The following is a 21,908-nucleotide window of genomic DNA, read 5'->3' as shown; positions in this document are numbered from 1 at the left end:
GCAGTGAAGCCATGCGCTCAAGGTGATCACCCATAGCCCCGGATGTGGCTGTGGACAGACAGCACAGGATCGAGGCCGACGCCGTGCTCGACGGTACGGGACAGGGTCGCGAGCGCCTGTTCTGAAGGGCTTCCGGGGGCGGCTGTCCGGCGGAGACCGGAGTAGACCGGCCCCGCCTGCCTGGGAATGGTGACCTTACGCCGGGCGCGCAGGAATTCCCCGATGACGCCCAGGGCGTGGACCCCGATCCGGGTGGTCCTGCCCTCGTGGGTCACCGTTCGGGCGGCAACGTTATTACAGCCCATTTAGCGACTGTATGTCGGAATCTGCCGAATAGGGTGTGAGTGCTGCTCCCAGTCAACGCGTTCCGGAAGAGAGACGCCGCCCGCCCGGGGCGGACGACCAGGCGGTCGCTTCCGCTCCGTCGCTCCGGACGGCCCACAGACGACCCCAGGCCCCCCGTGCGGAGACCAGAACGTCCGTTCGAGTTGGTAGTTGTGAGGTGTGACACATGACCTCCCTCCACAGGTCCGCGACCTAGCTGTACTGACCATGGACGTTGGTGACAGCGTCCGCTTACCTGCGCTGGCGGTGAGCGCTGTCTTCCGGTTGGGCGGCATGGTCAGCTGGTCATCTCCGCCCACACGAATCCGGCGGCCGCCGGCGTCGTCGTCGAGCTCGCACGTCGGCTGCTGCGGGCACCCGGAGGCGGTCTCATGTTCGATTCCGCGAGAGGAAGCTCCCACCGAGCTGCTCAACTCGCACCGAGCAACTCGGTGATCTGTGCGTAGAACGCGGCGGGGTCGCCGACGAGCGACGCCTTCACCATTGCGGTCCAGTCATCGACGATGACCTCGATCGAGCCGGCGGCCAGGCCGTCGAGCGAGCGGTGCGGCACGTCGCGGGGATCGATCTTGGGTCCGTCGTATCCGGCCATGATGTCCGTGTCGGCGGCGCCGAGGAGGACGCCTTGGACGAGCGTGCCCTGCGCCGCGAGCTCGAGACGGACGCCGTTCGTCATGTTCCACTCCGCAGCCTTGGCAGCGGAGTACGAGCCGGTGCCCGGGCCGGCGAACCACGACAGCGCCGACAGGACGTTCACGATGGCACCTCCGCCGTTGGCCCCGAGGACGGGGCTGAACTCGCGGATCACGTCGAGCGTGCCCCAGAAGTGCGTGTCCATCTCACGCTGGACCTCGTCCAGGTCACCCGTGACGAGGGCGGCACCGGTCGCGATGCCGGCGTTGTTGACCAGGAGGGTCACATCCCGCGCGGTCGCCGCTGCCGCGATCACGGACTCGTGGTCGACGATGTCGAGTCGCAGCGGCACCACCCGGGTGTCGTCGAAGTCGAGGCTCTCGGGGCGGCGAGCCGTCGCGTAGACCTTGCTCGCCCCGCGCTCGAGCAGTTCGAGCACGAACTGACGGCCGATACCGCGGTTGGCTCCGGTGACGAGGGCGATCTGGTCGGTGACGTTCATGGGTTCCTTGCTTCCTGCGTAGGTCTCTCGGGTTCGGCGAGCCGCATCCGGCCCGGCATCGGCTAACCTAAAACCTCACATTGACGTCAAGGGCAAGTCGAGAACCGCGAAGCCGGAATCAGGGGAGGGCGCAGATGCGGATAGGCGAGATCGCACACCAGGCGGGGGTCAGCACCAGAGCTCTCCGGTACTACGAAGAGCAGGGTCTGCTCACCCCGGAACGCACCCCGAGCGGCCAGCGAACCTACCCCGAGTCAGCCGTCGAACGTGTCCGGCTGATCCAGCAGTTCTTCACCGCCGGCCTGCCCAGCCGGACCATCCTGCAGCTGCTGCCCTGCGTCGATACCGGGCACGCCTCCCCCAAGGCCTTCGAGCTGCTGGCATCGGAGCGCAGCCGCATCACCGCCGCCATGGCCGACCTTGCTGCCGCACGCGACGCTCTCGACCGCATGATCGACATCGCGAACCATCCGACTCCCGAACACTGCCCTGCCCTCCGTGAGCCCGCCTGGGCGCCGTACAACCCTGCCGACGCAACGCGGACTGCACCGCACCCAACTGCGGCTCGCGATGCGTCAGCCACGCTCATCACCATGTGATTGCGGCAGCGGAGACTTTCAGCCGCCCATGTCGACGAGAGCCCGGATCAGATCGAACGTATTGAGAACGGATGGCGGAATCTCGATCGGCTCTTCCACGCGAACCCCTTCGGTAGGGATTGCAATCGTGGATGGATGCCGCCGAAATCCGCATGATGGTCGCCGTGTTCGGCATCGAGCCGACGGTGCATTACGCGCACGCGGCCCGGATGTGGCGGAGCGACTGCTGAACATCGCCGCCCGTGTCCGACAGCCCACCGGGCGATGTCGGCAACGTCCGAGCGAACTCGAACAACGCGGCCTGAAGCTCCTTAGACGGGGCACCGTCCACGTCCGTATACGAGCCCTCAGCGAGCCCATCCGCCATCCGCGTCAGGGTGGACCACAGCGGCGTGGTCTCGTCCGGGGAGACGTATCCGACCGTCGTACCCTGGTGCTCGACGATGTCGTCCACCTGGCCGACAAGGACCATCGCCCTGTCGCACGGGGACTGCATGTCCTCCCGGTTCGCGGCAGCGAAGACGCTTGCCGCGACCAGCACCACCAGGCCCACCGTGACGATCACCGCGATCCCCGACCACGGCGGTCGCTTCCTCGACGGCACGGTCGGCTCAGGTGGTTGACCCACCTGGAAGGTGGCTGGCTCGTCGGCCATGAGGTGCTCCACGGACTGGGGGGAGAGCTCGCACCCATTGGACGCCCACCCATCGCACACGGTTGGCCTAGCGACACAGGGAGTCCCGTGTTGGTGCTCTTGGCTGTGAGCCCGCATCGGGTCCTCTTTCTGCGATCGGTTCGTTGATCGCGGAGCATCCGAGCACGATCTGGCGATGCACGATGGGCGCCTCCGTCGTGCCTTCGCGTGAGCACAGTGGGTCGTACTCCCCTGCCCGGCTTGTCGGTCCCGCAGGCAAGAATGCCGGTCATGACGGCTGCCGCTGCTGACTATCTGTGGTTCGAGGAGCGCTTCCCCGACCTTGCTGAGGCCTACTGCATCACCCTCGTGCACGACCTCTCACCCGCCGATCTACTCGACAGGCTGGGCGGCCGGCAGGATCCCGCACTGACGGGTGTGACAGCCATCGTCGATGCCGCCTTCGACGTGACGGACCGCTACGACTTCCATTGGCACCTCGCCGCCATGACCCAAATCGGATCATGGACCTTGATGATCGAGCCGAACGGCTGGCTCGGCGTCACCGAGGAGCAAGCGCTCCCCGCCTCCTCGGGCACAACCTGGGTCTCCCATTTCACGAACATCAACGGTCTGGACTCGTTCCTATGGGCAGAGGACGCGACGAATCTCCTGGCCTTCGAGCCAACGTTCCCCGACGACCGCTACGGCAGCACCCCGGACGACGTCCTGGACGTCATGCACAGCATCGGTTTCCACTTCGGCACCGAGGCGCCTGAGACCGACATCTCAGTCCCCGCAGCCTTCGCCCTGGCCGAAGAGCTGACCGGAGTAAGACTGACACCCGAACTACTGGAAGCGACCACGTACATCTGCGGCATCGTCAGGAATCCAGTGGCTGCGTTGTAAGGCCTTCGAGACCCCTTAGGGCCGGAGCCTGATGGTCTCGCTGGGCGTCTACATCACCTCGATGCGAGGGGTAAGCCATGGCTGCACGACTCCACGGCCAGCCGCTGCTGCACCGAGGAAGTTGGACTATTGCGTCCACTATGCTAGTGTCCAGCTGGTTTCATTACAATAACAAGCTGTAACGATCACCCGGGAAGCCGATTGGCGGCTCGTTCGAGACCAAGCGATCGGACTGGTCCGCCATCTGACGTGCATCCCGCGTAACCACGACTAGCTGCCGCCCGACGGCGACCAATGGACTAAATCGTCCATTTCATGGTCGCCCGGGTGCCGCGTGGGGAGTGACCACCAGCGCGTACGGGCTTGTGATGCTCTGGCGAAAGAAGAGGCAGTGGACGACCCAGAGACTGATCGGGAGAACCGCCGATGGGTGCGTGATCTCGCTGCTGCCGGCCCCGTCAGAGAGGCGGCGTGCAGGGAGCTGTATCCGTTGCTGCTTCGCATCGCGAAGTCTGAGGCACGTCGGCGTGCGCCGGTCCTAGAGCTGGACGGCCCGGAACTCGAGGACATTGCCCACCAGGCCGCCGCTGACGCGTTGATGGCCATCGGCGAGCGTCTGGACAGGTTCCGAGGTGAGGCAAGGTTCACCACGTGGGCGAGCAAATTCGTGATCTTTAACGTGGCCACCAAGATGAACCGTCACTTCTGGCGTCGCCACGAGGTCCCCTACGATCAAGAGGATTGGTCCAGGATCACCTCGAGGTTCGACGTGGGACCCGACGACGAGGCGCAGGCCCGGGAGTTCGCGGCGGCGGTCTCGACCGCGGTCGAAGAGAATCTGTCGGAGCGTCAGCGCATTGTGTTCGTCGCGACGGTCCTCAACGGCATGCCGATGGATGTTCTGGCTGACGAGCTGGGCTCGACCCACAACGCGCTGTACAAGGTGCTCTTCGACGCCCGGAAGAAGCTCCGCGCTGCGCTGGTGGCGAGTGGCTACCTGCCCGCTGCGCCGCAGATGACCGCACGCAACTCGACACCGTTGTCCGATGGGTCGAGCGCGTAGTCATCGCGAGCGATGACGTGCTTGCAGGCCACGGGTAGCGCCGTCGGCCCGGATCGTCGGATCGGCGGCACATGCGTTGGAGCCGGGCCTGATGGGCATCGCGCCGACGTGGCGGATGACCATCGGCAGCCGGAGCCCGTCGAACAGGGTCCGCCCGTTGAGGTGGATCATCCAGGCCCACGACACGGAGTCGGCGCCCAGCGGCCGGCAGCACGGTCTGAGCCGCCGCGCCGCCGGACTCATCTGAGATCGCCGAAGGGACATGCGGGCCGCCGGACCCAGCGTGAAGGCAAGCAACCGGCGCGCGAGGTCGTGAACGGAGGAGCAGGGCGCCGATCCGGTTCTGGCCCATTGCGCCGATCCGCGCGGCGATCCACGGGCGTCGACGAGCGCCCTGCTCAGGGTCGAGTGAGGTCTGGATGACGGTGAGGTTCGTCATGATCGCTCCCGTGCTGACTGTTCCCGCTCGTGTCGGGGTGCGGGTTGCGTGCAGCGATGACGGTGAACACGGTGGCGATGAGGGCAAGTGCGCCGTATCCGAGGGCGATCTGCGGCAGTGAGAAGGTGTTGGAAAGTTGGCCGGAGACCAGGGCGGGGATGGCAGCGCCGCTGTAGCAGAGCAGGTAGATCGCGCTGAAGCTCGGTGCCCGGTCGGCCAGGGTGCTGCCGTGCAGCAGGCCGCGGGTGGCGGCGCTGATGGCGATGCCTTGACTGGCGCCCGCGACGATGGTTGCGGCGATGAACAGCACCAGTGTGCCGGTGGTGATCGCTGTGATGATGCCGATCCATCCGGCCAGGAAGATGATCATGCCGAGGCGTTGGGCGGCCGCGGATGTGAACCGGCCGCCGAGGGGAGCACCGAGAGCACTGGGACCCATGTAGGCGGCGAACACCAGCCCGAGGACGAGCGGGCTGCGCGTGTGGAGCTGATCTTCGACTAGCGCCGGCACGAAGGCCTGGTAGAAGGCCCCGGTCGCCCAGGTGGCCAGGAACACCGCTGCCGCGACGGGGAGCAGATGCCTGACCCGGGCCGGTACGCGGACCCGGGGACGCAGTGACGACCAAGCGCCCCGCGACGGAGTTGCCGTCTCCGGGCTGACGGCGACGAGTGCGGCAGAAAGGAGGAGGAAGCCGACGGCGACGAGGTAGATGAGCTCGCGTGGCCAGGGGCCGAACTGGACCAGGGATCCGGACGCGATGGCGCCGACGGCGAGGCCGAGCATGACTGTCTGGCTGGAGGCGACGGAGGCCAACCAGGCCGGCCTGGCCGGTGCGGCATCGACGATGTAGGAGGTGAGGCTGCTGCTGGCCAGCCCGGCACCGAGGCCCATCAGGAGCCGACCGGCGATCAGGATGCCGATGTCGTGCACGTTCAGCAGCAGCAGACAGCCCAGCACGAGAAGGCCGAGGCTCGCGATCGAGGTGGGCCGGCGGCCCAGATGATTTGACAGCCGTCCCATCATCAACAGTGTGGTGAGAGTGGCAGCGGAGTAGGCGACGACGGTCGTCGAGATACCGGCGTTGGTGAACCCGTCCTCGGCCCGGTAGATGTTGAAAAGCGGGATCGTCGAGCCCACCGCGGCGAACGCGGCCACCAGGGATACCACCGCAGACAGGAATGCCAGCCGGAGCGTTCTGCCCCGACGAGCCTGGTTGAGCGCTGGTGCCACGTTTTGCATCGAGCCGTGCCTTCCTATTGTTCTGAACCACCCCGGAGTTTCTGGAGGCTTCGGATCACGCACGTCGACGTGGCTGCGCACCGTGAAGGTGTCGCCTCGCGACCAGCAGCCTCGCGCGCGTGGTCGGGTCAGGCGCCCGGAGCGATCGCGCAGGCGGAGACGCAGACCCAGGCGCCCTCACGCTTCTGGTACACGTCCGTGTACAGAGCTTCCTGTTCCACTCCATCGGCGATCATGGTGTATGCCGCCCTGCCGTGGATCAGCGCAACATCGCCGAGGATACGGATCTCGACTTCGCGCAAAGCGAGATCCTTGAAGGGGCGCGGCTTAGCGATGTATTCGAGGTACTCCTCACGGTTGCGGGTGACACCCGGTGTCTGCACAATGAAATCTTCAGCGAGGAATTCACTGAAGCGCTTGGCATCGCTGGCCTGGTCCGAATGGTTGTAGTCAAGGTTAAGTTGCTCGAGGATCGCCAGATCCTCGGTGAACTGCTCGGTGTCGTTCATTTTCTTGTTTCCTTCCCTGCGTGTTTCGGCGTCCGCTGCAGGTGGGTTGTCGTTCCGGTGCCGTGTACGCGGTGCCGGCGTGCAAGGTCGTCCCGTCTGATTGGTGTCAGATCCGTCGCGCCGTCTTACCGACAACGTCGCGATCCCGGTCGCGTCTCGACGCCCTCCCGCCGTACCGCGCCGGTCAGCGCGGTACGACGTCGAGAGGCGGTGCGACCAACGATGGTGAGCCGACGAGGCGACACGCCCTCGATCAGATGAGTGACCGTCGACACCGGCTTCCTGGCCGAGCCGTGGTGAACATGTCGCACGCTCGGATGCCGTGACAGGCGACCACGTCTGAACGCCGCACGGTTACGCCAGGTCGCGCTGGAACGCGGTGAGCTCCTCGTCGTGACCGACTTCCGCGGGTTCGTGCTTGGGGTAGGCGCCGGAGCCGGGACGGACCTTGTCGATGAGGTCGGCGTACTCGGGGTTGCGGTCGATGAACTCACCCACGAACGGGCAGATGATGGTGATCTTCTTCCCGCTCTCGCGGATCGCGTCCAGCACACGAGCTACGAGCTCCGTGGCCACCCGCTTTCCGCGGTACGCGGGCTCGACCCAGGTCTTCAGCAGCACAACACGGCCGCCCACGAACCGGTACGTGAGCTCGGCGATCGCGTCGGCGCCGAGGGTGGCGATCCATCGGCCGTGCTCGGTGTCGTTGATGACATCGAGCTCCCAGCTGGATTCCGCCTCGCTGAGACCTGTCTGGTCCAGAGCAGCGATGAGCGCTGCGTTGTTCTCTTCGCGGGTGGCCGCCTCGGCCTCGGGATTGATCTTCATTGTCACGCTTTCTGTCAGGGGAGCCAAGAGGTGGGCTTTGGCCAACGGGTGTGGCCTCCGCGTCCTTATGGACGAACGCGGATGATGGTCTTTCCCTTGATCCGCTCGGTCGGGTTGAAGGCGGCGACGGCCTCGTCGAGGGGCGCCACGTTGCCGATGTTCGTCCGCAGCCGACCGTCCCGCACCCGCCGGACGATCTCGTTCAGCTGCGCGCGATCGGCCTCGACGACGAAGTCGACCGCCAGTCCCTCGGCCGGCTGCGCTTCGGGCGGGCCGGCGATGGTCACCAGCATCCCGCCGGCTCGAACCAGACCCGCGGACCGCTTCTGGATGTCGCCGCCGATCACGTCGAAGACCAGATCGACTCCGCCGACGTCGTCCAGCGAGTCGTTGTCGAGGTCGACGAACTCCTGCGCGCCGAAGTCGAGTGCGGTCTGCCGATCGGCGGCACGTCCGGTGCCGATGACATGGGCACCGGCCTGTTTGGCGAACTGGGTCACCAAAGAGCCGACTCCGCCGGCCGCGCCGTGCACGAGGACGCTCTGTCCCACCTGGAAGCGGCCGTGCACGAATAGTCCCTGCCACGCGGTCAGGCCGGAGATCGGCAGGCTCGCGCCCACCGTGAAGTCGACATCGCCCGGCAGCGGCGCAACGTTGCGCGCCTCGATGGCTACGTACTCGGCCAGGGTGCCGTCGCGAGTCCACTCCGCGAGGCCGAAAACCCGCTGTCCCACCGACAGCCCCCTCGTGCCATAGCCGAGCGCGCTGACCACACCGGCCACCTCGTGGCCGGGGATCGACGGCGTGCGGTCGCGGCCGAGGCGATCGGTCCAGGTTCCGGGCCACGTCAGCTCGCCGGGGGTGAATCCCGACGCATGTACCTCAACGAGGACGTCGTTCCCCGCCGCCTCCGGCTCGGGCCGCTCGACCAGCGTCATCCCGGCCGTCCCCGCGGCCTGATCCGTCACCACGATCGCCTTCATCCGGCACCTCCCTGTATCCGATCCTCACCTGGGGGACATTTCGGTTCATCAGTGTTCGTGGCACCTAGATCTCGGCTTCTTACGCTGATCGACAGGGCTTGTGGCGCGAGCGTCGTTGCCTGGAGCGCCTCCGTAGGCGCTCGTGTGTGAAGAGCCCGTACTACTGCACCCGGCAGAGCTTCGTGCCTAGAGTTAGTGCCCGGGAGGCCACATCTCTTTCGTCTGCTGTCTCCGGCTCGCTGTGACGTCACCCGGCGCGGGCCTAGATGGACGAGTTAGTCCAATACGGCGTAGCGTTATCAACCGCTAAGCGCGCCGTCGGGCGTGCCCCGTCCCCGCATCGAGGAGCAGGGTTGACTCACGTGGTCACTATCGTCGGTTCGACCATCAGCACACCGCGGTTGCGGCTGCGCCCGTGGCATCAAGATGACGCAGCCGGGGCGCTCGACATCTACAGCAGCTCGGAGGTCTCCCGGTGGCTGGCCCCGGCAATGGATCGCGTCAACGATCTCGACCAGATGCGTGCGGTGATCACCGGATGGATCGCGGCACCTCTGGGATCCGAAGGGCGCCCGAGTGGTCGGTGGGTGATCGAAGAGGCCGAGAGCGGGCGCGTCGCAGGCTCGGGTCAGATTCTTCCGCTGCCGCCGGGGGGTGACGACCTGGAGTTGGGCTACCAGCTCGCTCCGTGGGCGTGGGGGCGGGGGTTGGCGGCCGAGGCGGGTCATGCCCTGGCCCACTATGCCTTCAGCAACAGCGAGGAGGAGGTCTTCGCCGTCGTACGGCCCAAGAACGAGCGCGGCACACGCGCCGCCCGCCGCATCGGGATGGAGTGGGTCGGAGAAACGGACAAGTATTACGACCTGCGTCTTCAGGTCTTTCGGCTACGGAAGGGCGACTTGGACACCTCCGCGCTCGAGCCGGGCCCCGTCGAACGCTGATCCCGGTTCATGCCTGGTCGTTCTCGAGCAGGACGGCCACACCCTGCCCCGAGCCCCCAGTGCCTGCACCGCGAACGCGTCGTGGACCTCCCACACGCCGATCTCGTCGGGAGCGATACCTGCAGCCTTGATGACCTTGGGCATCGCCCACGCCGGCGCGATGCCCATCAGTCCAGGCTCCAACGAATGCCCCGCCGAACCGACGATCCTGGCCAACGGCGCAACCCCTAGCCGTGCAACCACGCCATCGCTGGCGATGACTAGATCGCCAAGCCCCTGCCACACGTACACATCAACTAATGGACTTCCTAGTCCATTTTCGTTGCCGGTCCGCGACCTCAACCGCCTTGCGGCTTTATAGCTACACTATATCGGTGTAAAATGGACCAAATAGTCCTATAAGAGGGCAGGAACCGTGAGTGGTGTCGACTGGCCAGGAGGGATTGATGAGGACGCACTTCGCGGAAGTCTTGGCCCGCGAAAGCGCATGTCTGGCTGGAGTCACTGATGGGGCGAAGCTGGCCGGCTGGCGCCGCCGAGTCGTCGAGGAGCTCATGACTCCACTGTCGCCGTACGTGCTGGCGATGCGACAAACAGGTGATGTGCCCGACCGAGCCGACTTCCTCGATCGCTGGCGCGAGCTCATCGCCGAGACGGTTGACCGGTTGGCGCAGTCCGGGACCACGGGCGACACACGCTTCTCCTCAGGTCAGACTCGGAGGGCTGATGTCGACGCCCAGAAGACTGCGGTGCTGATTCTTGCGGCGTTGCATGGAGGCAGCACCCTGAGTCAGATTGCAGAAGACCCTTGGCCACTCAACGCCGCGCTCGACCTCGCCCTCGCGCCTTTTGCGGCAACCGAGGACAACTGCCCTGCAAGGGCGGGAACAAGTAGCCCGATCGGTAACATGAACCCGTGATGACGACCGCTGACTCGCGCGATGGCAGACGCCTGACGGCGCGCGGTGCAAAGACGCGGGCAAAGATCGTCGCCGCGGCAACCGAGCTGATGTACATCCAAGGAGTCGGGGCAACCACGCTTGATGACGTGCTCGCGGCGAGCGGAGTGAGCAAGTCGCAGTTGTACCACCACTTCGACGGCAAGGACGCGCTCGTGCGGGCCGTCGTTGACCACGTGGGAGAACGGATCATGGAGCGCGAGCGTGAAGCCCTCGGCCATGTCTCGACGATCCGGGGCCTGCGCCGCTGGCGGGACGCGTTGGTCCAGAACAATGCCCTTCGACATGGCGCCTACGGCTGTGCGCTCGGCTCGCTGGCCTCCGAGGTCTCCGATCACGACGCCCTCGCACGCCAAGCCCTGTCTCAACTGTTCACCGAATGGCAGGGACTCCTGGCAGGCGTGTTGCGACGGCTTCAAGACGGTGGTGCGCTTCCGCCCGAGGCGTCGATAGACCAACTCGCGACCGGGCTCATGGCCGCCCTCCAGGGCGGGTACATGCTGGCCCAGACTGCGCGCGATGTCACACCGATGGCGACATCAATCGACATGGCACTTGCGTACATCGAGAGCCTGTCTGACCGTTGAGCTCATCGCCAAACGGCCCCGGATCCGAGCCGAAGCCGCGGGCTGAGAGCACGGCCCTCCTCAGAACCTGAGTAAGCCGGCGGCTGAGTCACCCCAACGTAGGTCACCGTTCTGGGAGACCCCAGCCCAATCTCACACCATCTCGTCTTCGACCGCAGCCCGCAGCCCGCGCCCAGCAAGATCGGCAACAGCCTCGAGTGTGAGTTCGATCCCCGCCGAGACACGAGCTGGGGTACGGAACTTGTCGCTGGACCTCACCACCCGCCACGCGCGAGCTCTTGCGACCTCGCTTCCCCGTGGTCAGACGAGGGCGCAGGGAACGTCGCGGCGGGCGAGCTCACCAGCCGTCCAGCTCCTCTGGGCCATAGGAGTAGTCCAACGAGATTCCAGGTCGGATCTTATGGAGGCCGGCCCAGCTCATCCGCAGCACCTCGAGCCGTACGCCGTGATGTGCCCAGTCGAAGTCATCGACTGCTGTCATTCCTATACGCCTGGTGCGCCAGAGCATGCCCGATCTGGCCGGCCATGCCGCGGCCACGGACCTCGAGCGGCAGATGCCACCCCATCACAAGCTGGGGAGCGCGCGGACTGAAGGTAAGCAGGGTCGCACCGTCCATCGCGTCAGCGCCCGCTGTTCGTGTCTCGCGCGGTACGAGTGGCGATGAAAGCCGAGCGGCTGACGTCGACGGCGTCGTTGAACTCGGGGTGGACTTGGACGTAGTCGGCAACAAACCCGCAGTAGATGCCAACCCTGGTCTGACTTTGGCTCAGGTCTTCCAGGGCGTAGCGCGCCAGGGCCGAGGCGACGCCTCGATGCCGTTGGTCTGGGTCCACGTAAGAGTGCGTGAGCGAGACCCGTCCGCCGGTCGTCTCGTAAGCCAGGGTACCGACGACCTGACCATCGATCAGTGCCTCGTAAAGGCGGGTGGTCTCATCCTTGCGCACCTCAACGGCGGCCGGTGATGGCTTCATGCTCTCTTCTCGCCTCGTTCGTCTCCAGTCGGTGGGTCTAGCCAGCACCCGCCAAGGGCACGCGCGGACTATCCAGTCCAACTTACGGCACTCCAGCCGCGATCTGTGCGCAGCCGCATGCCATACTTGGACCCCATCGTCCAAAACGGGAACTGCCCGAACGCACGCCGCAGGTACACGTTGAAGGAGTGGGCCGATGAGCAGTGAAGACCAGGCACCGGCTGCCGAAGACCTGATTGACAACACCAGCCAAGGCCGCTTCGAGCTCTACCGGGACGGCGAACTGGTCGGCAGGCTCTACTACACCCATCTGAAGCCCAACCGGTACGCCCTTCAGCACACCGAAGTCGAGCCCAGTCATCAACACCAAGGTATCGCCGGTGGGATGGTGCGGCGCGTGCTCGACGAGATCCGCGCCCGAGAGGGCACGATCACCGCAATCTGCCCCTTTGTGGTCGACTACCTCTCGCGAACGACCACCTATGCCCATCTGATCGACGCCCGACACCCCGGCTACTCCGATCGTGCGTCCGCCGAGTCGGCGCGCGCGAAGGCCCGTGGCTGAGACCATGCAGCCATCAGGAGATCCCTCGAAAGGAGCCCCTACCACGTCGCCGGCTTGCCGGCGCGGCGTCCGGGTCTGGAACCCGCCTCTCGTGGGTCCTCGCCGGCGTGCTACGGCGGGCCGGGCTGAGAAGAGGCTGGGCCTGTGAGCGCCGATAGCAGGCCCTCCAAGACTTGGGCGCATGGACCGCAGGCCAGAAAGTGCGCATGAACGCCCGGGAACCGCTCGCTCGGGTCGTTGCCCGCAGCAAGCAGCTCCGCGTAGACGTCCAGCATCTCCATGGCTTCGTCGCAGCCGGCGTCGCGCGGATCGGTCTGGAGAAAGGCGTCCAGTCGAGCCCAGTGATCACTCCGCTGATCGCCGGATGCGTTCTGCGCTTTGTTATCCACGCGTCCACCTTGGTTGATTCATGCCTTGGATGCATAGCCAGAGTGTCCAGCCAACGAGAAGCACTCCCCATCTTCTTGGAGTCGCGGGGTCTGCTCCTGGCCTGGCCGTGGACAATTCGTTCTATCAGCCAACGGGTTCTTGGTGGGGCAGCTGCCGCTGAGGTCGGACGTAGGGGCACGTGTAGCCGTTGGGGTGCTTGATCAAGTAGTCCTGGTGCTCAGGCTCTGCCTCCAGAACGTCCCGGTGGGGTCACCTCCGTTAGGTGATCTGTAGCGGGTCGTAGACGATCTCGACTGCTTCGGCATGGCCGGGATGGTTCCGACAGGTGGGGTACTCGTTCTCGCCGTCGGTGTAGCAGATGCAGTGGCGTATGCCACCCGCATCGGGTGGGCCGTCCGGGAAGAGATGGCCGAGGTGGCTGTCGCCGCGTGCCGAGCAACCTCTGTCCGGACCATCCCATGGCTGGTGTCGCTGCGCTCTACGACGTTGCCCGGCCCGAGCGGGATGGTGAACGGGCCAGGCCGTGTGACTGTCGATCGACGCCGCGCGGGAGGCGCTCGGGTTCATCCCGCGGCATCCCTGGCGTGACCACGTGTGACGCCGGCCGAACGCTCCTTGGGGAAGTAGCGCAGCAGCACGACGTCGCCGACGAGGCGGGCCTCCACCAGCCTCATCCGGACGCGCGAGCCGCCCGGATACGCGGCGGGTCCCAGAAAGCGCGGCGCGTCCGCCTGGCCGACCAGGAGGGGCGCCACCGCCAGGTGCATCTCGTCGGCGAGGTTCTCCGACATCAGCTGAGAGTGCACCGAGCCGCCGCCCTCGACCATGAGGCGGCGGACTCCGCGCCTGCCCAGCTCGTCGAGGACCTGCGTCCAGTCGACGGCGGGGCCCGTGCTCACCACGTCGGCGAGCGGGCCGAGCGTGGCGCGCACCCGCGCCAGCGCGGCGTCGACGGTGACGACCAGCTTCGCGCCGCCGCAGTGCCACAGGGCCAGTGACGGGTCCAGGTCGCCGGAGCCGGTGATCACCACCTTCATGGGGTGCTCGGGCAGGCCTCGCGCCAGGCGGGCGGCCCGCCGCTCCGCCGAGCCGACCAGCAGCCGCGGGTTGTCGCGGCGCACGGCCGTGGCCCCGAGGAGGATGGCGTCGACGTCGGCGCGCACCGCGTCGACCCGGTCGAAGTCCTCGCCGCTGGACAACAGGAGCCGCTCGGGGCCGGCGTCGTCGAGGTAGCCGTCGACGCTCACCGCGGCGGACAGCAGCACGTACGGCCGTGTGGTGGCCATCGGGGCTCCCCGGCTAGCTCGCGAGTTCGGTCAGGTCGATGGTGTGGCCCGTACGGTCGACCTTGGCGCGCAGATAGCGCATGTTGCTGTCGGTGGCGAAGACGCCAGTGGGCACCCGGCGGCGCACCGTCACGCCGAGGGCGGACAGCTGCCGCTCCTTGTCGGGATTGTTGGACAGCAGGTCGACGCCGCCGATCCCGAGCGCGCCGAGCATCTGCGCGGCGACGGTGTAGTCCCGCCCGTCCTCCGGCAGCCCGAGCGCGGCGTTCGCGGCGTAGGTGTCCAGGCCGTCGTCCTGCAGGGCGTAGGCGTCCAGCTTGTTGTACAGGCCGATCCCCCGGCCCTCCTGACGCAGGTAGAGCAGCACCCCTTCCGCCGCGGAGAGCCGCTCGACGGCCTCGCGCAGCTGCGGGCCGCAGTCACAGCGTGCCGACCCGAAGACGTCGCCGGTGAGGCATTCGGAGTGCAGGCGCACCAGCGGCGACGCGCCCGCGTCCGGCTCACCGAAGACGAGCGCCACGTGCTCGCCGTCGTCGGCCAGACCGCGGAAGGTCACGGCCTCGGCCACCGTGCTGAACCCGTCGACGAACCGCAGGGGCACAGGCACCCGGGTTCGTACGACGGCGTCCGCGTTGTGGACCGACGCGAAGAGCGGTTCGCCTGAGACCACATCGGCGTAGATGCCCGGCTCCTTTGAGTTCCGGAACTCGTTTTCGAAGGGCGGCTCGGTGACGTCGTCCTGGGTGACCGCCCGCTGTCGTGGCGTCATTCGCTCGACTGCCTCGGGCGTGCGCTCATATGCCTGTGCCATGGTTCTAGCTCCTCGCTGTGAGGTTCGTCTTCTCGTGTTGTCGCCAAGGGGTCCGTGCTGCTCTGTGCCCGGACCTCGCGTGGCCGGGGATCTCTTTGAGGCCTAATTCCGGCCCGCCATGACGCCGCCATCGACGTTGAGGATCGCGCCGGTGACCCAGCTGGCATCGTCGGAGAGCAGGTAAGTCACCGCAGAGGCGATGTCCTTGGGCGTTCCCACACGGCCGAGCGGGTGGAAGCCGTTGAAGGTGTTGAGCGTGGCCTCGAGCTGGTCCTTGGGTACGAACGCCTCGTACAAGGGGGTCGCGACCACGGCAGGCGCCACGGCGTTGACGCGGACGTTGTGCTCCGCGAGCTCCATGGCCAGGTTGTGGGTGAGCGCATGGAGGGCCGCCTTGCCCATCGAGTAACCGGTCGCGGGGGTTGCGGCGATGGCTTGGTGGGCCCACATCGAGCCGATGTTGACGATGGCGCCTCCGCCGGCGCTGATCATGCCTCTGGTGACGGTCTGGGTGAGGAAGAAGGCTGACCTGGCGAGCTCGAGGTAGGCGTCGTAGTCGGCGCCCTCGTAGTCGAGGAAAGCCTTGGGGATGAAGAAGCCGGCCGAGTTCACCAGGAGGGTGGCGTCAGCGTGCTCGGCCGCCAGCGTGTCCTGGACCCGCCTGACGTCGTCGCGGTTGGCAAGATCGGCAGTGATGCCCCATGCCTCCCCGTTCTGGGACAAGGTGTTGACGGTGTCGTCCACGCGGGCCTGGTCGCGGCCGATGATGACGGCCGAGCCGCCGGCCGCGATGACGTCTTCAGCACTCTGCCGTCCCATGCCGCTGCTGCCGCCGACGGCGATCAGTTTGCGGCCTTCGAAGGCACCCATGCTTCTTCACTCCTTTACGATGCGGCTCGTGCCGCAGTTGGCGTCTGAACTAGAGATCCTGCTGGGTATGTCTTGGTGAGTGACCGGCTCGCGGCAGGTCTTACGTGCCAGGTCGTCGGAGGTCAGAGGCCAGCCGGCATCTCGCTACGCGACGACGCTGATGACCGGAGACGACCCGGGGAAGTAGCCGGATGGGCCCCGACGGGACTGCGGGAGGCCGACCACACGGCCGTTGAGAACGACGACGTCCAGGCGATCGCGCCGGTGACTGGGACGGCGCGAAGGAGCCACTCCCGCCTCGTGAGGCCGCCGCAGTTCGCGACCAGAACAGGCACGGCGGCGCCATGCAGCGCCGATGTCGGCAGCCGCGCCCCGGCAGCCCTGCATGGGCCAGCCCCTCACCTGAGCCGGACGCGCGTCCTGGTCGATCACGTGAGCCGGAGAAGTAGATCTCCGGGAAGGGTTGCCGGGCGAGCGGCTCGGGCAGCCCCGCCCCCTCGACCCGGTAGAACCGACCCTCGTAGTCGAACGGACCACGGGCGTGATGTCCAGTCAGCTGCAGCCCTCGGGCGCCACTTCAATGGTGGAACAGTCGTAGACCAGTGTGGGCGAGAACGATCCGATGCTCCTGGCAGGCGTCTTGCACTTCCGCTGACCGGATCGAACCACCAGGTTCGGCGATGTAGCGGACGCCGTGTCGGTGGGCGTGGTCGACGTTATCGCGGAACGGCAGAGCACCATCTGAGACGAACGCTACCTCGTCCAAGGTCGCGAGCCACGTTGCGCGCTGCTCGTCCGTCAGTTCGGGCGCGGGCGACCAGAGCGCCTCTGACAGGCGCAGATGCTCATCCGTGGTCAGGTCGCCCTCGATGAAGCGGATCTGCCAGTTGACTCGATCCTGAAGGCGGATGTTCGGGCGGAAAGCGAGTGCACGCACCGCAGGCGCCCAGGCGGTCGACACGTACGCGAGAAGGCGGCCGCTTCCCGGTGGTTGTCCACCTTCGCCAGTCGCGACCAGACACGATCTTAACCACGTGTTCGGACCCGTTGAAGTCGCCCGAGCGAGCGGGTCGCATGCGAAGCTCGTCTCGTCGTACGTGGCACCCTCGACGAATCCGCCTAACGGCTCCTCGATTTCGGCCACGGACTCGCACTGTGCCTTGGGCAGCACCGCCGCGAAAATCGCCTCGTTGAAGCCGTCCTTCGCGCTTGAGGCCGTCCAGACGCATCCACCGCACATGTAGTCGTGCCGGCCTGCCGTCGCCGGTCGGTTTTGTCCGGTGGTAGGAGAGGAGGATCGGGCGACCCGACCCTCCTGCTCGATTTCCTCGTTGGGTCTATTTGTTCTTGGGGACGTACAGCTTGATCGAGTCGATCGTCGCGGTACCCTCACCAGCGTCGGTGTACGGGTCGCCGATCACGGGGAAGTCGGGGTAACCCGAGCCGGCCGGCCACTGGTCCGGCCACTCCTGCTGGTTGTAGACCCCGTTCTGTACGAGAGTGCCGTTGTAGCGGCCGTCGTACTGATCGGGCGTGTTGTTGTAGTGCCAGATCGGCACGTTGTCGACGACGAAGTCCCGGTGGAAGCGGATCGTCTGGTGCCCGCCGTGCAGGAACGTTCCGGTGACCTCTTCGGTGTAGCCGGTCTTGTCCCGCTCGACGGCGAAGACGTAGTCGCTGTTCGGCATCAGTTCGGGGATCATCTCTGCCGCCGCGGACGGCGACACCGGCTCGGCGACACCGTCGGAACAGGTGGTCATGAACCACTGCGAGTTGCCGGTGATTCCGCCCTTGCCAGGCTTGTAGTTCGGCAGGCCGTTGATCCACATGTCGATGATGTTGTTGGTGCTGTCGCGGATCGGGTAGTACGTGTTGGTCGTCGGGTCACAGATGCGCCCGCCGCTTCCCGTGCCGATCCGGTCCGGGTGCTGGGCGAACGAGTCCATGAGAATCTTCCGCCGGTAGTGCCAGAAGTGCAGGTTCGCCGGCTGCGGGTTCGAGAAGTCGACGATGCCGAGCAGGTGGAAGGCGTTGTATCCGAAGGGACCGTTCGTCACGCTCTGCCAGTCACACGGATTTGTCGTGATCTGGCTGTTCCACCCCTTGGTCCCGATGCCCTCGGCGTACGGGAACTGCGTCTTGCACTCGCCGGCAACGGGCGTGTAGCCGTTCTCTTTGCCGTCGTAGAAGATGCTGCCGTTGCGCTCGCCGCCGAAGTCGAGCGTCTTGAGGTGGTACTCGAGACGGTATTCGGGCGGCAGTTTCTGCGTGGTGGTGATGAGCGCGCCGTCGTAGGAATCCGGTGAATTGATCTTAAGAACGTTGCCGCCCTTCGCCTTCTCGGTCGAGATGGTCGGCGGCCGCTCCGGAGTGCCGTTCTTGTCCCAGTCGCGGGCCGATAATGAGGCGGTCAGCCAGCCGTCCTTGCCGAACGGCACCTGCTTGCGGTACGTCGCGTAGCTGCTCAGCGCCGCTTGCATGCCGGGACCGTAGTCGTTCTTCCACCAGTCCCCGTAGTCGTCCATGATCGTGTCGACGGGCTGGTCACCGGTCCAGCGGATCCACGGACTCGAGTCCGTGTTCAGGTCCTTCTCGCGGCCTTGGAAATCCTCCGAGTACTTCAGTTTCCACTTGGCGGTGGCCGCCGCCGGCTCGCTGTGCGTGGCCGCCGTGGCCGGGACGCTCACGCCCGGGATCGCGGTCGCCGCGATGACGAGTCCGGCGATACCGGTCCTCAGTGTTCGCTTACTACGCACTGGCATCTCCTTGAAATCCTGCTTGTTGTCGTACAAGCCCAGGTTCAGGTGCTTGCCTTGCTCAGTGCCCGTTCCGCCGGATCGCCGCCGGCGCAGTGACTGCCGCCCCGTCCGGCACAGCTGTCGGAACGTGCCCTTGTGGATGTGCTCCTGCGTGCTCCTTGGTGGTCTGTGACGACTCGACCAGCGTGTCCTTGTCCACCTCCTCGCCGTCAGAGCACCTTGATGGCCTGGTCGAGCCCGAGGCGGCCGATCTGGTCGGCGCTGTTCACCCTGGTGACGGCGTAGATCCAGACGATGCGTCGCCCGCCGCGGATCGCGCCGGCGGGCGACTGCGATCAGGTGCCGGACTCGGCCGTGAGCAGGGTGGCGCCCTTGGCGTCGGTGAGTACGAGGCGGGCCTGGGCGCCTGGCGCGACCTTGCCCTTGAGCTTGACCGCGGTGTTCACCGTCCCGGTGAAGCTGCTCTCGTCCAGCGTCTTGCCGGTCGCGGCGTCGACCAGGGTCGCGTGCAGCCGCTGCCCGATCGCGGTCGAGAACAGCCTGCTGGTGACGTTGCCCGACGCGTCCACCTTGACGTCCGCGGCGCCGTTGGTGTTCGCGTTGGTGACGTCGCCGAGGTCCATCGTCGGCAGGAACGTCTCCGTCCACGACAGGGTCTGCCCGGCCTTGAGCGTGGCGGGGGTGAAGAACTTCAGGGACGCGCCGGCCCACAACTCGATGTAGGGGCGGGCCGAGTTGCCCTTGCTGTAGACGTTGGTGTCGAAGGAACCGTTCTGGCCCCACTCCCAGAACTTCATGCCGGGGGTCTTGGTGTTGTCGCCGACCCGGATGACGCCCTCGTCGTTCTCGTGGTTGACGACGCCCCACCAGTTGCCCTGCCGCATGGTGGCCAGGTCCTGGCCGTAGGCGATACCCGAATTGGTCCAGTTGGACATCTGCTTGAGCTTGTCCAGCTTGAGCAGGCCGGAGCCCGCGGGACCGGCGGGCTGCTCGACGCTCTCCATCCACTTGTAGCCCGGGTCGCGGTAGACCGTCTTGACCGGCGAGACGACCGACATCGTCGGGGATCCCGAGGTCGACGGGGCGCCCGGCGCGAGCGTCGTGCACGTCCAGTACTCGAACTGCTTGTCCTCCGCGTTCGGGTTGTTCAGGCTGACCGCCATGTCGACGGTCGGCTTGCGCGCGTCCACGGAGTAGGTGACGGACGTCTTGATGCCGGTGGCGCCGTGCACGTACTTGGAGGGCTTGAACGGGTAGTCGACGTCGTCGGTCTTGGTCATGGTGAGCGAGAACTTGCCGTTACTCTGGTCGATCTTGTAGTCCCACGGCACATTCCAGTACTTGCCGTGCTCGGCTTCGGTGAGCGTCGGGAACACACCGCCGTACACCATCAGCCAGTTCTGGTAGAACGGCGAGTTGCCGGGGGTCCCGGGCGCCGCGCTGGAGAACCCGTACGGGGTGCCGACGGGGTTGGTGTAGAGCAGATCGTGCCCGGTCGGCTTGTAGATGATCGAGAGGAGACGGCCGCCGTAGCTGGGTGCGAACGTCGCCTTGATGTACTTGTTCTCCACCTCGATGGTCTTGATGGTCTGCCCGACCACCTTGTTGGCCACGCCGTCCGATCGGACGGACACACCGTCGTCGCTGACCTTGTAGTCGTAGCGCTCGAAGACGGTGGTGGCGTGTGTGTCGACCTTGAGGTAATCCGGGCCGTTCGAGTTGAAGCCGGTACCCGGCGAGGTGAAGTGCCTCGGGGCCTCAACGGACACGGATGCGGTGCTCGTGCTGGCGGTGCCGGTGACGTCGGTGACAGCCCCCTGGACCAGCGCCACCCTCCCGTGCGCGCCGGCCCTGAGGGTCTGCCCGCTGTCCAGCTTGATCACGAGGGTGGAGGCGTCAGGGAAGTACGCCGCGTCGTCGCGCAGCGCCTGGCTCACGTCCCGGCCCGAGGTGGTGGTGAGGCCGGTGAAGCGCAGCAGCCCGCGGACCTGATCGGCCGTGACGTTGGTGCCGCTCACTCCGGTCTTGGTCTCCTTCACCCCGAGGTCGCCGGCCTTGGCGATCCGGTGGCTGAAGCGGACCTCGATCGTGTCGCCGGACGCCCCGACCTCGGCACCGGCGATCTTCGGAGCCGCGTAGGCGCCACCGCCGCCCGCGACGGTCGCGACGACCTCGGCGGTGGCCGGTCCCGCGCTCGTCGTCAGTCTCAGACCGGCGCCGAGAGACAACTGGTAAGAGGCGTCGCTGTTCAGGTCGGCGCCGAAGTACAGCCGGTAACCGCGCTGGCTGGTTCCGGCGAGGCTTTCCACATACACCGGGTGGACGGACGAGTCGCCACTCGTGAGCGTGATGGTCGTTCCGGTGTAGGCGCCGACCGGCATCCCCGACCAGACCGTCCCGGCGAACGTGACGTCGACCGTGCGCGAGTCCACCTGCTTGGCGGACGAGACGGTTGCGAGCGCGGCGTCCTGGGAGGTCCCGCGGAACTTGGACTGCTTCGTCGACGAGCCGGGCAGCACGCCGCCGTCCGCGGACCGGAAGAACAAGTCACCGAGCTTGTCACTTCCGCCGTCGAACCACAGCTCGTAGGTGTGGCCGTCGAGCGTGGCGTCGGCACCCAGCACCACCCTCAGTGTCCGGTGGTCTGAAGTGTCCACGGGACGGACGGTCGTGCCCGCGATCTGCGAGAGCGGCCGGCCGTCGAGCGCCGCGTCCGCGCCGCCGGCAACGCCGCCGCTGACCTTGATGTACTGGGCCGCGTACGCCGAGTTGGCCGCGGTGAACTGCAAGATGTCCGACCCGAGCGCCTTGTTGAAGGTGATGTCGATCGACTTGTCGTCGACCGAGGACACCTTGCTGACGCGCAGCGAAGGCTGCTCCGAATGCTGGGACTGGGCCAGCACCGGCTGCGACAGCGACACGACCGTTCCGGCCGCCGCGGTCAAGGCCACCGCCAGAGCGAGGGCCGCGCCGCGCGGGCGCGTCCGGTTAAACTGACTGTTCATGTTGTCCTCTCCCATGAGGGGTGGTCCCGGAGCCCGGTGTGCAGACCGGGCTCCGGTGGCTTTTTCGGCCGACTTCTCC

At 66.4% G+C, this 21,908-nt stretch carries 26 protein-coding genes and 1 riboswitch; of the genes, 8 read left to right on the top strand and 18 right to left on the bottom strand.

Going from position 1 to position 21,908, the window contains the following annotated elements:
- Positions 1-26: 26 nt before the first annotated feature.
- Both Pka01_RS32395 and Pka01_RS32390 read right to left on the bottom strand, forming a co-directional pair.
- Complete coding sequence (locus Pka01_RS32395; protein ID WP_203886759.1) at positions 27-305, bottom strand: hypothetical protein; 279 nt, start codon at positions 303-305, stop codon at positions 27-29.
- Between the two features lie 449 nt (positions 306-754).
- On the bottom strand, positions 755-1,480 hold the full coding sequence (locus tag Pka01_RS32390) for an SDR family oxidoreductase (RefSeq protein WP_203886758.1): 726 nt from the start codon (positions 1,478-1,480) through the stop codon (positions 755-757).
- Positions 1,481-1,614: 134 nt separating this feature from the next.
- Between Pka01_RS32390 and Pka01_RS32385 the strand changes: the two genes are divergently transcribed.
- Entirely contained in the window at positions 1,615-2,079 is a 465-nt protein-coding gene (locus Pka01_RS32385; RefSeq protein WP_203886757.1) for a MerR family transcriptional regulator, read from the top strand.
- A gap of 190 nt (positions 2,080-2,269) precedes the next feature.
- Here Pka01_RS32385 and Pka01_RS32380 read toward each other — a convergent pair whose 3' ends face one another.
- Positions 2,270-2,734, bottom strand: a complete 465-nt coding sequence (locus Pka01_RS32380) for a hypothetical protein (RefSeq protein ID WP_203886756.1) — start codon at positions 2,732-2,734, stop codon at positions 2,270-2,272.
- 270 nt (positions 2,735-3,004) lie between these two features.
- On the opposite strand from Pka01_RS32380, the gene Pka01_RS32375 reads away from it, so the two are divergent.
- From Pka01_RS32375 to Pka01_RS32365, 3 genes are all read left to right on the top strand, one after another.
- Positions 3,005-3,622, top strand: a complete 618-nt coding sequence (locus Pka01_RS32375) for a DUF6461 domain-containing protein (RefSeq protein ID WP_239115678.1) — start codon at positions 3,005-3,007, stop codon at positions 3,620-3,622.
- Between the two features lie 391 nt (positions 3,623-4,013).
- A complete protein-coding gene (locus tag Pka01_RS32370) occupies positions 4,014-4,685 on the top strand; it encodes a sigma-70 family RNA polymerase sigma factor (RefSeq protein WP_203886755.1) in 672 nt (223 codons plus the stop codon).
- A gap of 91 nt (positions 4,686-4,776) precedes the next feature.
- Positions 4,777-4,932: a hypothetical protein gene (locus Pka01_RS32365; protein WP_203886754.1), complete on the top strand. Its 156-nt coding sequence runs from the start codon at positions 4,777-4,779 to the stop codon at positions 4,930-4,932.
- Positions 4,933-5,083: 151 nt separating this feature from the next.
- Here the strand turns inward: Pka01_RS32365 and Pka01_RS32360 are convergent, their stop codons facing one another.
- The 4 genes from Pka01_RS32360 to Pka01_RS32345 form a co-directional block, all read right to left on the bottom strand.
- A complete protein-coding gene (locus Pka01_RS32360; protein ID WP_203886753.1) occupies positions 5,084-6,280 on the bottom strand; it encodes an MFS transporter in 1,197 nt (398 codons plus the stop codon).
- A 212-nt stretch (positions 6,281-6,492) separates the two neighbouring features.
- Positions 6,493-6,873: a nuclear transport factor 2 family protein gene (locus tag Pka01_RS32355; RefSeq protein ID WP_203886752.1), complete on the bottom strand. Its 381-nt coding sequence runs from the start codon at positions 6,871-6,873 to the stop codon at positions 6,493-6,495.
- A gap of 354 nt (positions 6,874-7,227) precedes the next feature.
- Entirely contained in the window at positions 7,228-7,701 is a 474-nt protein-coding gene (locus Pka01_RS32350) for a GNAT family N-acetyltransferase (RefSeq protein ID WP_203886751.1), read from the bottom strand.
- 65 nt (positions 7,702-7,766) lie between these two features.
- Entirely contained in the window at positions 7,767-8,684 is a 918-nt protein-coding gene (locus Pka01_RS32345; RefSeq protein WP_203886750.1) for an NADP-dependent oxidoreductase, read from the bottom strand.
- Positions 8,685-9,046: 362 nt separating this feature from the next.
- Between Pka01_RS32345 and Pka01_RS32340 the strand changes: the two genes are divergently transcribed.
- A complete protein-coding gene (locus Pka01_RS32340) occupies positions 9,047-9,625 on the top strand; it encodes a GNAT family N-acetyltransferase (RefSeq protein ID WP_239115676.1) in 579 nt (192 codons plus the stop codon).
- Here the strand turns inward: Pka01_RS32340 and Pka01_RS41665 are convergent.
- On the bottom strand, positions 9,569-9,868 hold the full coding sequence (locus tag Pka01_RS41665; protein ID WP_373318204.1) for a hypothetical protein: 300 nt from the start codon (positions 9,866-9,868) through the stop codon (positions 9,569-9,571). The two genes, Pka01_RS32340 and Pka01_RS41665, sit on opposite strands and share 57 nt — an antisense overlap.
- A gap of 203 nt (positions 9,869-10,071) precedes the next feature.
- On the opposite strand from Pka01_RS41665, the gene Pka01_RS32330 reads away from it, so the two are divergent.
- Together Pka01_RS32330 and Pka01_RS32325 are read left to right on the top strand one after the other, a co-directional pair.
- On the top strand, positions 10,072-10,545 hold the full coding sequence (locus Pka01_RS32330) for a hypothetical protein (protein ID WP_203886748.1): 474 nt from the start codon (positions 10,072-10,074) through the stop codon (positions 10,543-10,545).
- A complete protein-coding gene (locus tag Pka01_RS32325; protein WP_239115695.1) occupies positions 10,545-11,171 on the top strand; it encodes a TetR/AcrR family transcriptional regulator in 627 nt (208 codons plus the stop codon). Before Pka01_RS32330 ends, Pka01_RS32325 begins: the two co-directional genes overlap by 1 nt.
- A gap of 337 nt (positions 11,172-11,508) precedes the next feature.
- Here Pka01_RS32325 and Pka01_RS32320 read toward each other — a convergent pair whose 3' ends face one another.
- Positions 11,509-11,652 carry a hypothetical protein gene (locus tag Pka01_RS32320; protein ID WP_203886746.1) on the bottom strand — a complete coding sequence of 48 codons (144 nt, stop codon included), beginning with the start codon at positions 11,650-11,652 and terminating at the stop codon, positions 11,509-11,511.
- Positions 11,653-11,792: 140 nt separating this feature from the next.
- On the bottom strand, positions 11,793-12,143 hold the full coding sequence (locus Pka01_RS32315) for a GNAT family N-acetyltransferase (RefSeq protein ID WP_203886745.1): 351 nt from the start codon (positions 12,141-12,143) through the stop codon (positions 11,793-11,795).
- 196 nt (positions 12,144-12,339) lie between these two features.
- On the opposite strand from Pka01_RS32315, the gene Pka01_RS32310 reads away from it, so the two are divergent.
- Positions 12,340-12,708, top strand: coding sequence for a GNAT family N-acetyltransferase (locus tag Pka01_RS32310; protein WP_203886744.1), 369 nt, complete (start codon positions 12,340-12,342; stop codon positions 12,706-12,708).
- Between the two features lie 110 nt (positions 12,709-12,818).
- Here Pka01_RS32310 and Pka01_RS32305 read toward each other — a convergent pair whose 3' ends face one another.
- The 8 genes from Pka01_RS32305 to Pka01_RS32275 form a co-directional block, all read right to left on the bottom strand.
- Entirely contained in the window at positions 12,819-13,097 is a 279-nt protein-coding gene (locus Pka01_RS32305; RefSeq protein WP_203886743.1) for a hypothetical protein, read from the bottom strand.
- Between the two features lie 259 nt (positions 13,098-13,356).
- On the bottom strand, positions 13,357-13,665 hold the full coding sequence (locus Pka01_RS41660) for a peptide-methionine (R)-S-oxide reductase (RefSeq protein WP_373318200.1): 309 nt from the start codon (positions 13,663-13,665) through the stop codon (positions 13,357-13,359).
- Positions 13,662-14,384 carry a RibD family protein gene (locus Pka01_RS32300; RefSeq protein WP_203886742.1) on the bottom strand — a complete coding sequence of 241 codons (723 nt, stop codon included), beginning with the start codon at positions 14,382-14,384 and terminating at the stop codon, positions 13,662-13,664. Before Pka01_RS32300 ends, Pka01_RS41660 begins: the two co-directional genes overlap by 4 nt.
- 13 nt (positions 14,385-14,397) lie before the next feature.
- Positions 14,398-15,195, bottom strand: a complete 798-nt coding sequence (gene ribA, locus Pka01_RS32295) for a GTP cyclohydrolase II RibA (RefSeq protein ID WP_239115674.1) — start codon at positions 15,193-15,195, stop codon at positions 14,398-14,400.
- Positions 15,196-15,297: 102 nt separating this feature from the next.
- Positions 15,298-16,065: an SDR family NAD(P)-dependent oxidoreductase gene (locus Pka01_RS32290; protein ID WP_203886741.1), complete on the bottom strand. Its 768-nt coding sequence runs from the start codon at positions 16,063-16,065 to the stop codon at positions 15,298-15,300.
- Between the two features lie 577 nt (positions 16,066-16,642).
- On the bottom strand, positions 16,643-17,026 hold the full coding sequence (locus Pka01_RS32285; RefSeq protein WP_239115672.1) for a hypothetical protein: 384 nt from the start codon (positions 17,024-17,026) through the stop codon (positions 16,643-16,645).
- Positions 17,003-17,087, bottom strand: a riboswitch (ZMP/ZTP riboswitch). It overlaps the preceding gene by 24 nt.
- A gap of 315 nt (positions 17,088-17,402) precedes the next feature.
- Positions 17,403-18,821: a hypothetical protein gene (locus Pka01_RS32280; protein ID WP_203886739.1), complete on the bottom strand. Its 1,419-nt coding sequence runs from the start codon at positions 18,819-18,821 to the stop codon at positions 17,403-17,405.
- 338 nt (positions 18,822-19,159) lie between these two features.
- On the bottom strand, positions 19,160-21,829 hold the full coding sequence (locus Pka01_RS32275) for a DUF5107 domain-containing protein (protein WP_203886738.1): 2,670 nt from the start codon (positions 21,827-21,829) through the stop codon (positions 19,160-19,162).
- Between the last annotated feature and the right edge of the window lie 79 nt (positions 21,830-21,908).

This window comes from Planotetraspora kaengkrachanensis (genome assembly GCF_016862895.1).
GTDB classification, from domain to species: Bacteria; Actinomycetota; Actinomycetes; order Streptosporangiales; family Streptosporangiaceae; genus Planotetraspora; species Planotetraspora kaengkrachanensis.
The sequence above is the reverse complement of the archived record's forward strand: the minus strand, read 5'-3'. Positions and strand labels throughout refer to the sequence as shown.

What these genes read in the sequence shown, in the direction of transcription:
- Pka01_RS32395 (WP_203886759.1), bottom strand. Translation starts at nt 305, where the DNA reads ATGGGCTGTAATAACGTTGCCGCCCGAACGGTGACCCACGAGGGCAGG.
- Pka01_RS32390 (WP_203886758.1), bottom strand. Translation starts at nt 1,480, where the DNA reads ATGAACGTCACCGACCAGATCGCCCTCGTCACCGGAGCCAACCGCGGT.
- Pka01_RS32385 (WP_203886757.1), top strand. Translation starts at nt 1,615, where the DNA reads ATGCGGATAGGCGAGATCGCACACCAGGCGGGGGTCAGCACCAGAGCT.
- Pka01_RS32380 (WP_203886756.1), bottom strand. Translation starts at nt 2,734, where the DNA reads ATGGCCGACGAGCCAGCCACCTTCCAGGTGGGTCAACCACCTGAGCCG.
- Pka01_RS32375 (WP_239115678.1), top strand. Translation starts at nt 3,005, where the DNA reads ATGACGGCTGCCGCTGCTGACTATCTGTGGTTCGAGGAGCGCTTCCCC.
- Pka01_RS32365 (WP_203886754.1), top strand. Translation starts at nt 4,777, where the DNA reads ATGGGCATCGCGCCGACGTGGCGGATGACCATCGGCAGCCGGAGCCCG.
- Pka01_RS32355 (WP_203886752.1), bottom strand. Translation starts at nt 6,873, where the DNA reads ATGAACGACACCGAGCAGTTCACCGAGGATCTGGCGATCCTCGAGCAA.
- Pka01_RS32350 (WP_203886751.1), bottom strand. Translation starts at nt 7,701, where the DNA reads ATGAAGATCAATCCCGAGGCCGAGGCGGCCACCCGCGAAGAGAACAAC.
- Pka01_RS32345 (WP_203886750.1), bottom strand. Translation starts at nt 8,684, where the DNA reads ATGAAGGCGATCGTGGTGACGGATCAGGCCGCGGGGACGGCCGGGATG.
- Pka01_RS32330 (WP_203886748.1), top strand. Translation starts at nt 10,072, where the DNA reads ATGAGGACGCACTTCGCGGAAGTCTTGGCCCGCGAAAGCGCATGTCTG.
- Pka01_RS32325 (WP_239115695.1), top strand. Translation starts at nt 10,545, where the DNA reads ATGACGACCGCTGACTCGCGCGATGGCAGACGCCTGACGGCGCGCGGT.
- Pka01_RS32320 (WP_203886746.1), bottom strand. Translation starts at nt 11,652, where the DNA reads ATGACAGCAGTCGATGACTTCGACTGGGCACATCACGGCGTACGGCTC.
- Pka01_RS32315 (WP_203886745.1), bottom strand. Translation starts at nt 12,143, where the DNA reads ATGAAGCCATCACCGGCCGCCGTTGAGGTGCGCAAGGATGAGACCACC.
- Pka01_RS32310 (WP_203886744.1), top strand. Translation starts at nt 12,340, where the DNA reads ATGAGCAGTGAAGACCAGGCACCGGCTGCCGAAGACCTGATTGACAAC.
- Pka01_RS41660 (WP_373318200.1), bottom strand. Translation starts at nt 13,665, where the DNA reads ATGAACCCGAGCGCCTCCCGCGCGGCGTCGATCGACAGTCACACGGCC.
- Pka01_RS32300 (WP_203886742.1), bottom strand. Translation starts at nt 14,384, where the DNA reads ATGGCCACCACACGGCCGTACGTGCTGCTGTCCGCCGCGGTGAGCGTC.
- ribA (WP_239115674.1), bottom strand. Translation starts at nt 15,195, where the DNA reads ATGGCACAGGCATATGAGCGCACGCCCGAGGCAGTCGAGCGAATGACG.
- Pka01_RS32290 (WP_203886741.1), bottom strand. Translation starts at nt 16,065, where the DNA reads ATGGGTGCCTTCGAAGGCCGCAAACTGATCGCCGTCGGCGGCAGCAGC.
- Pka01_RS32275 (WP_203886738.1), bottom strand. Translation starts at nt 21,829, where the DNA reads ATGAACAGTCAGTTTAACCGGACGCGCCCGCGCGGCGCGGCCCTCGCT.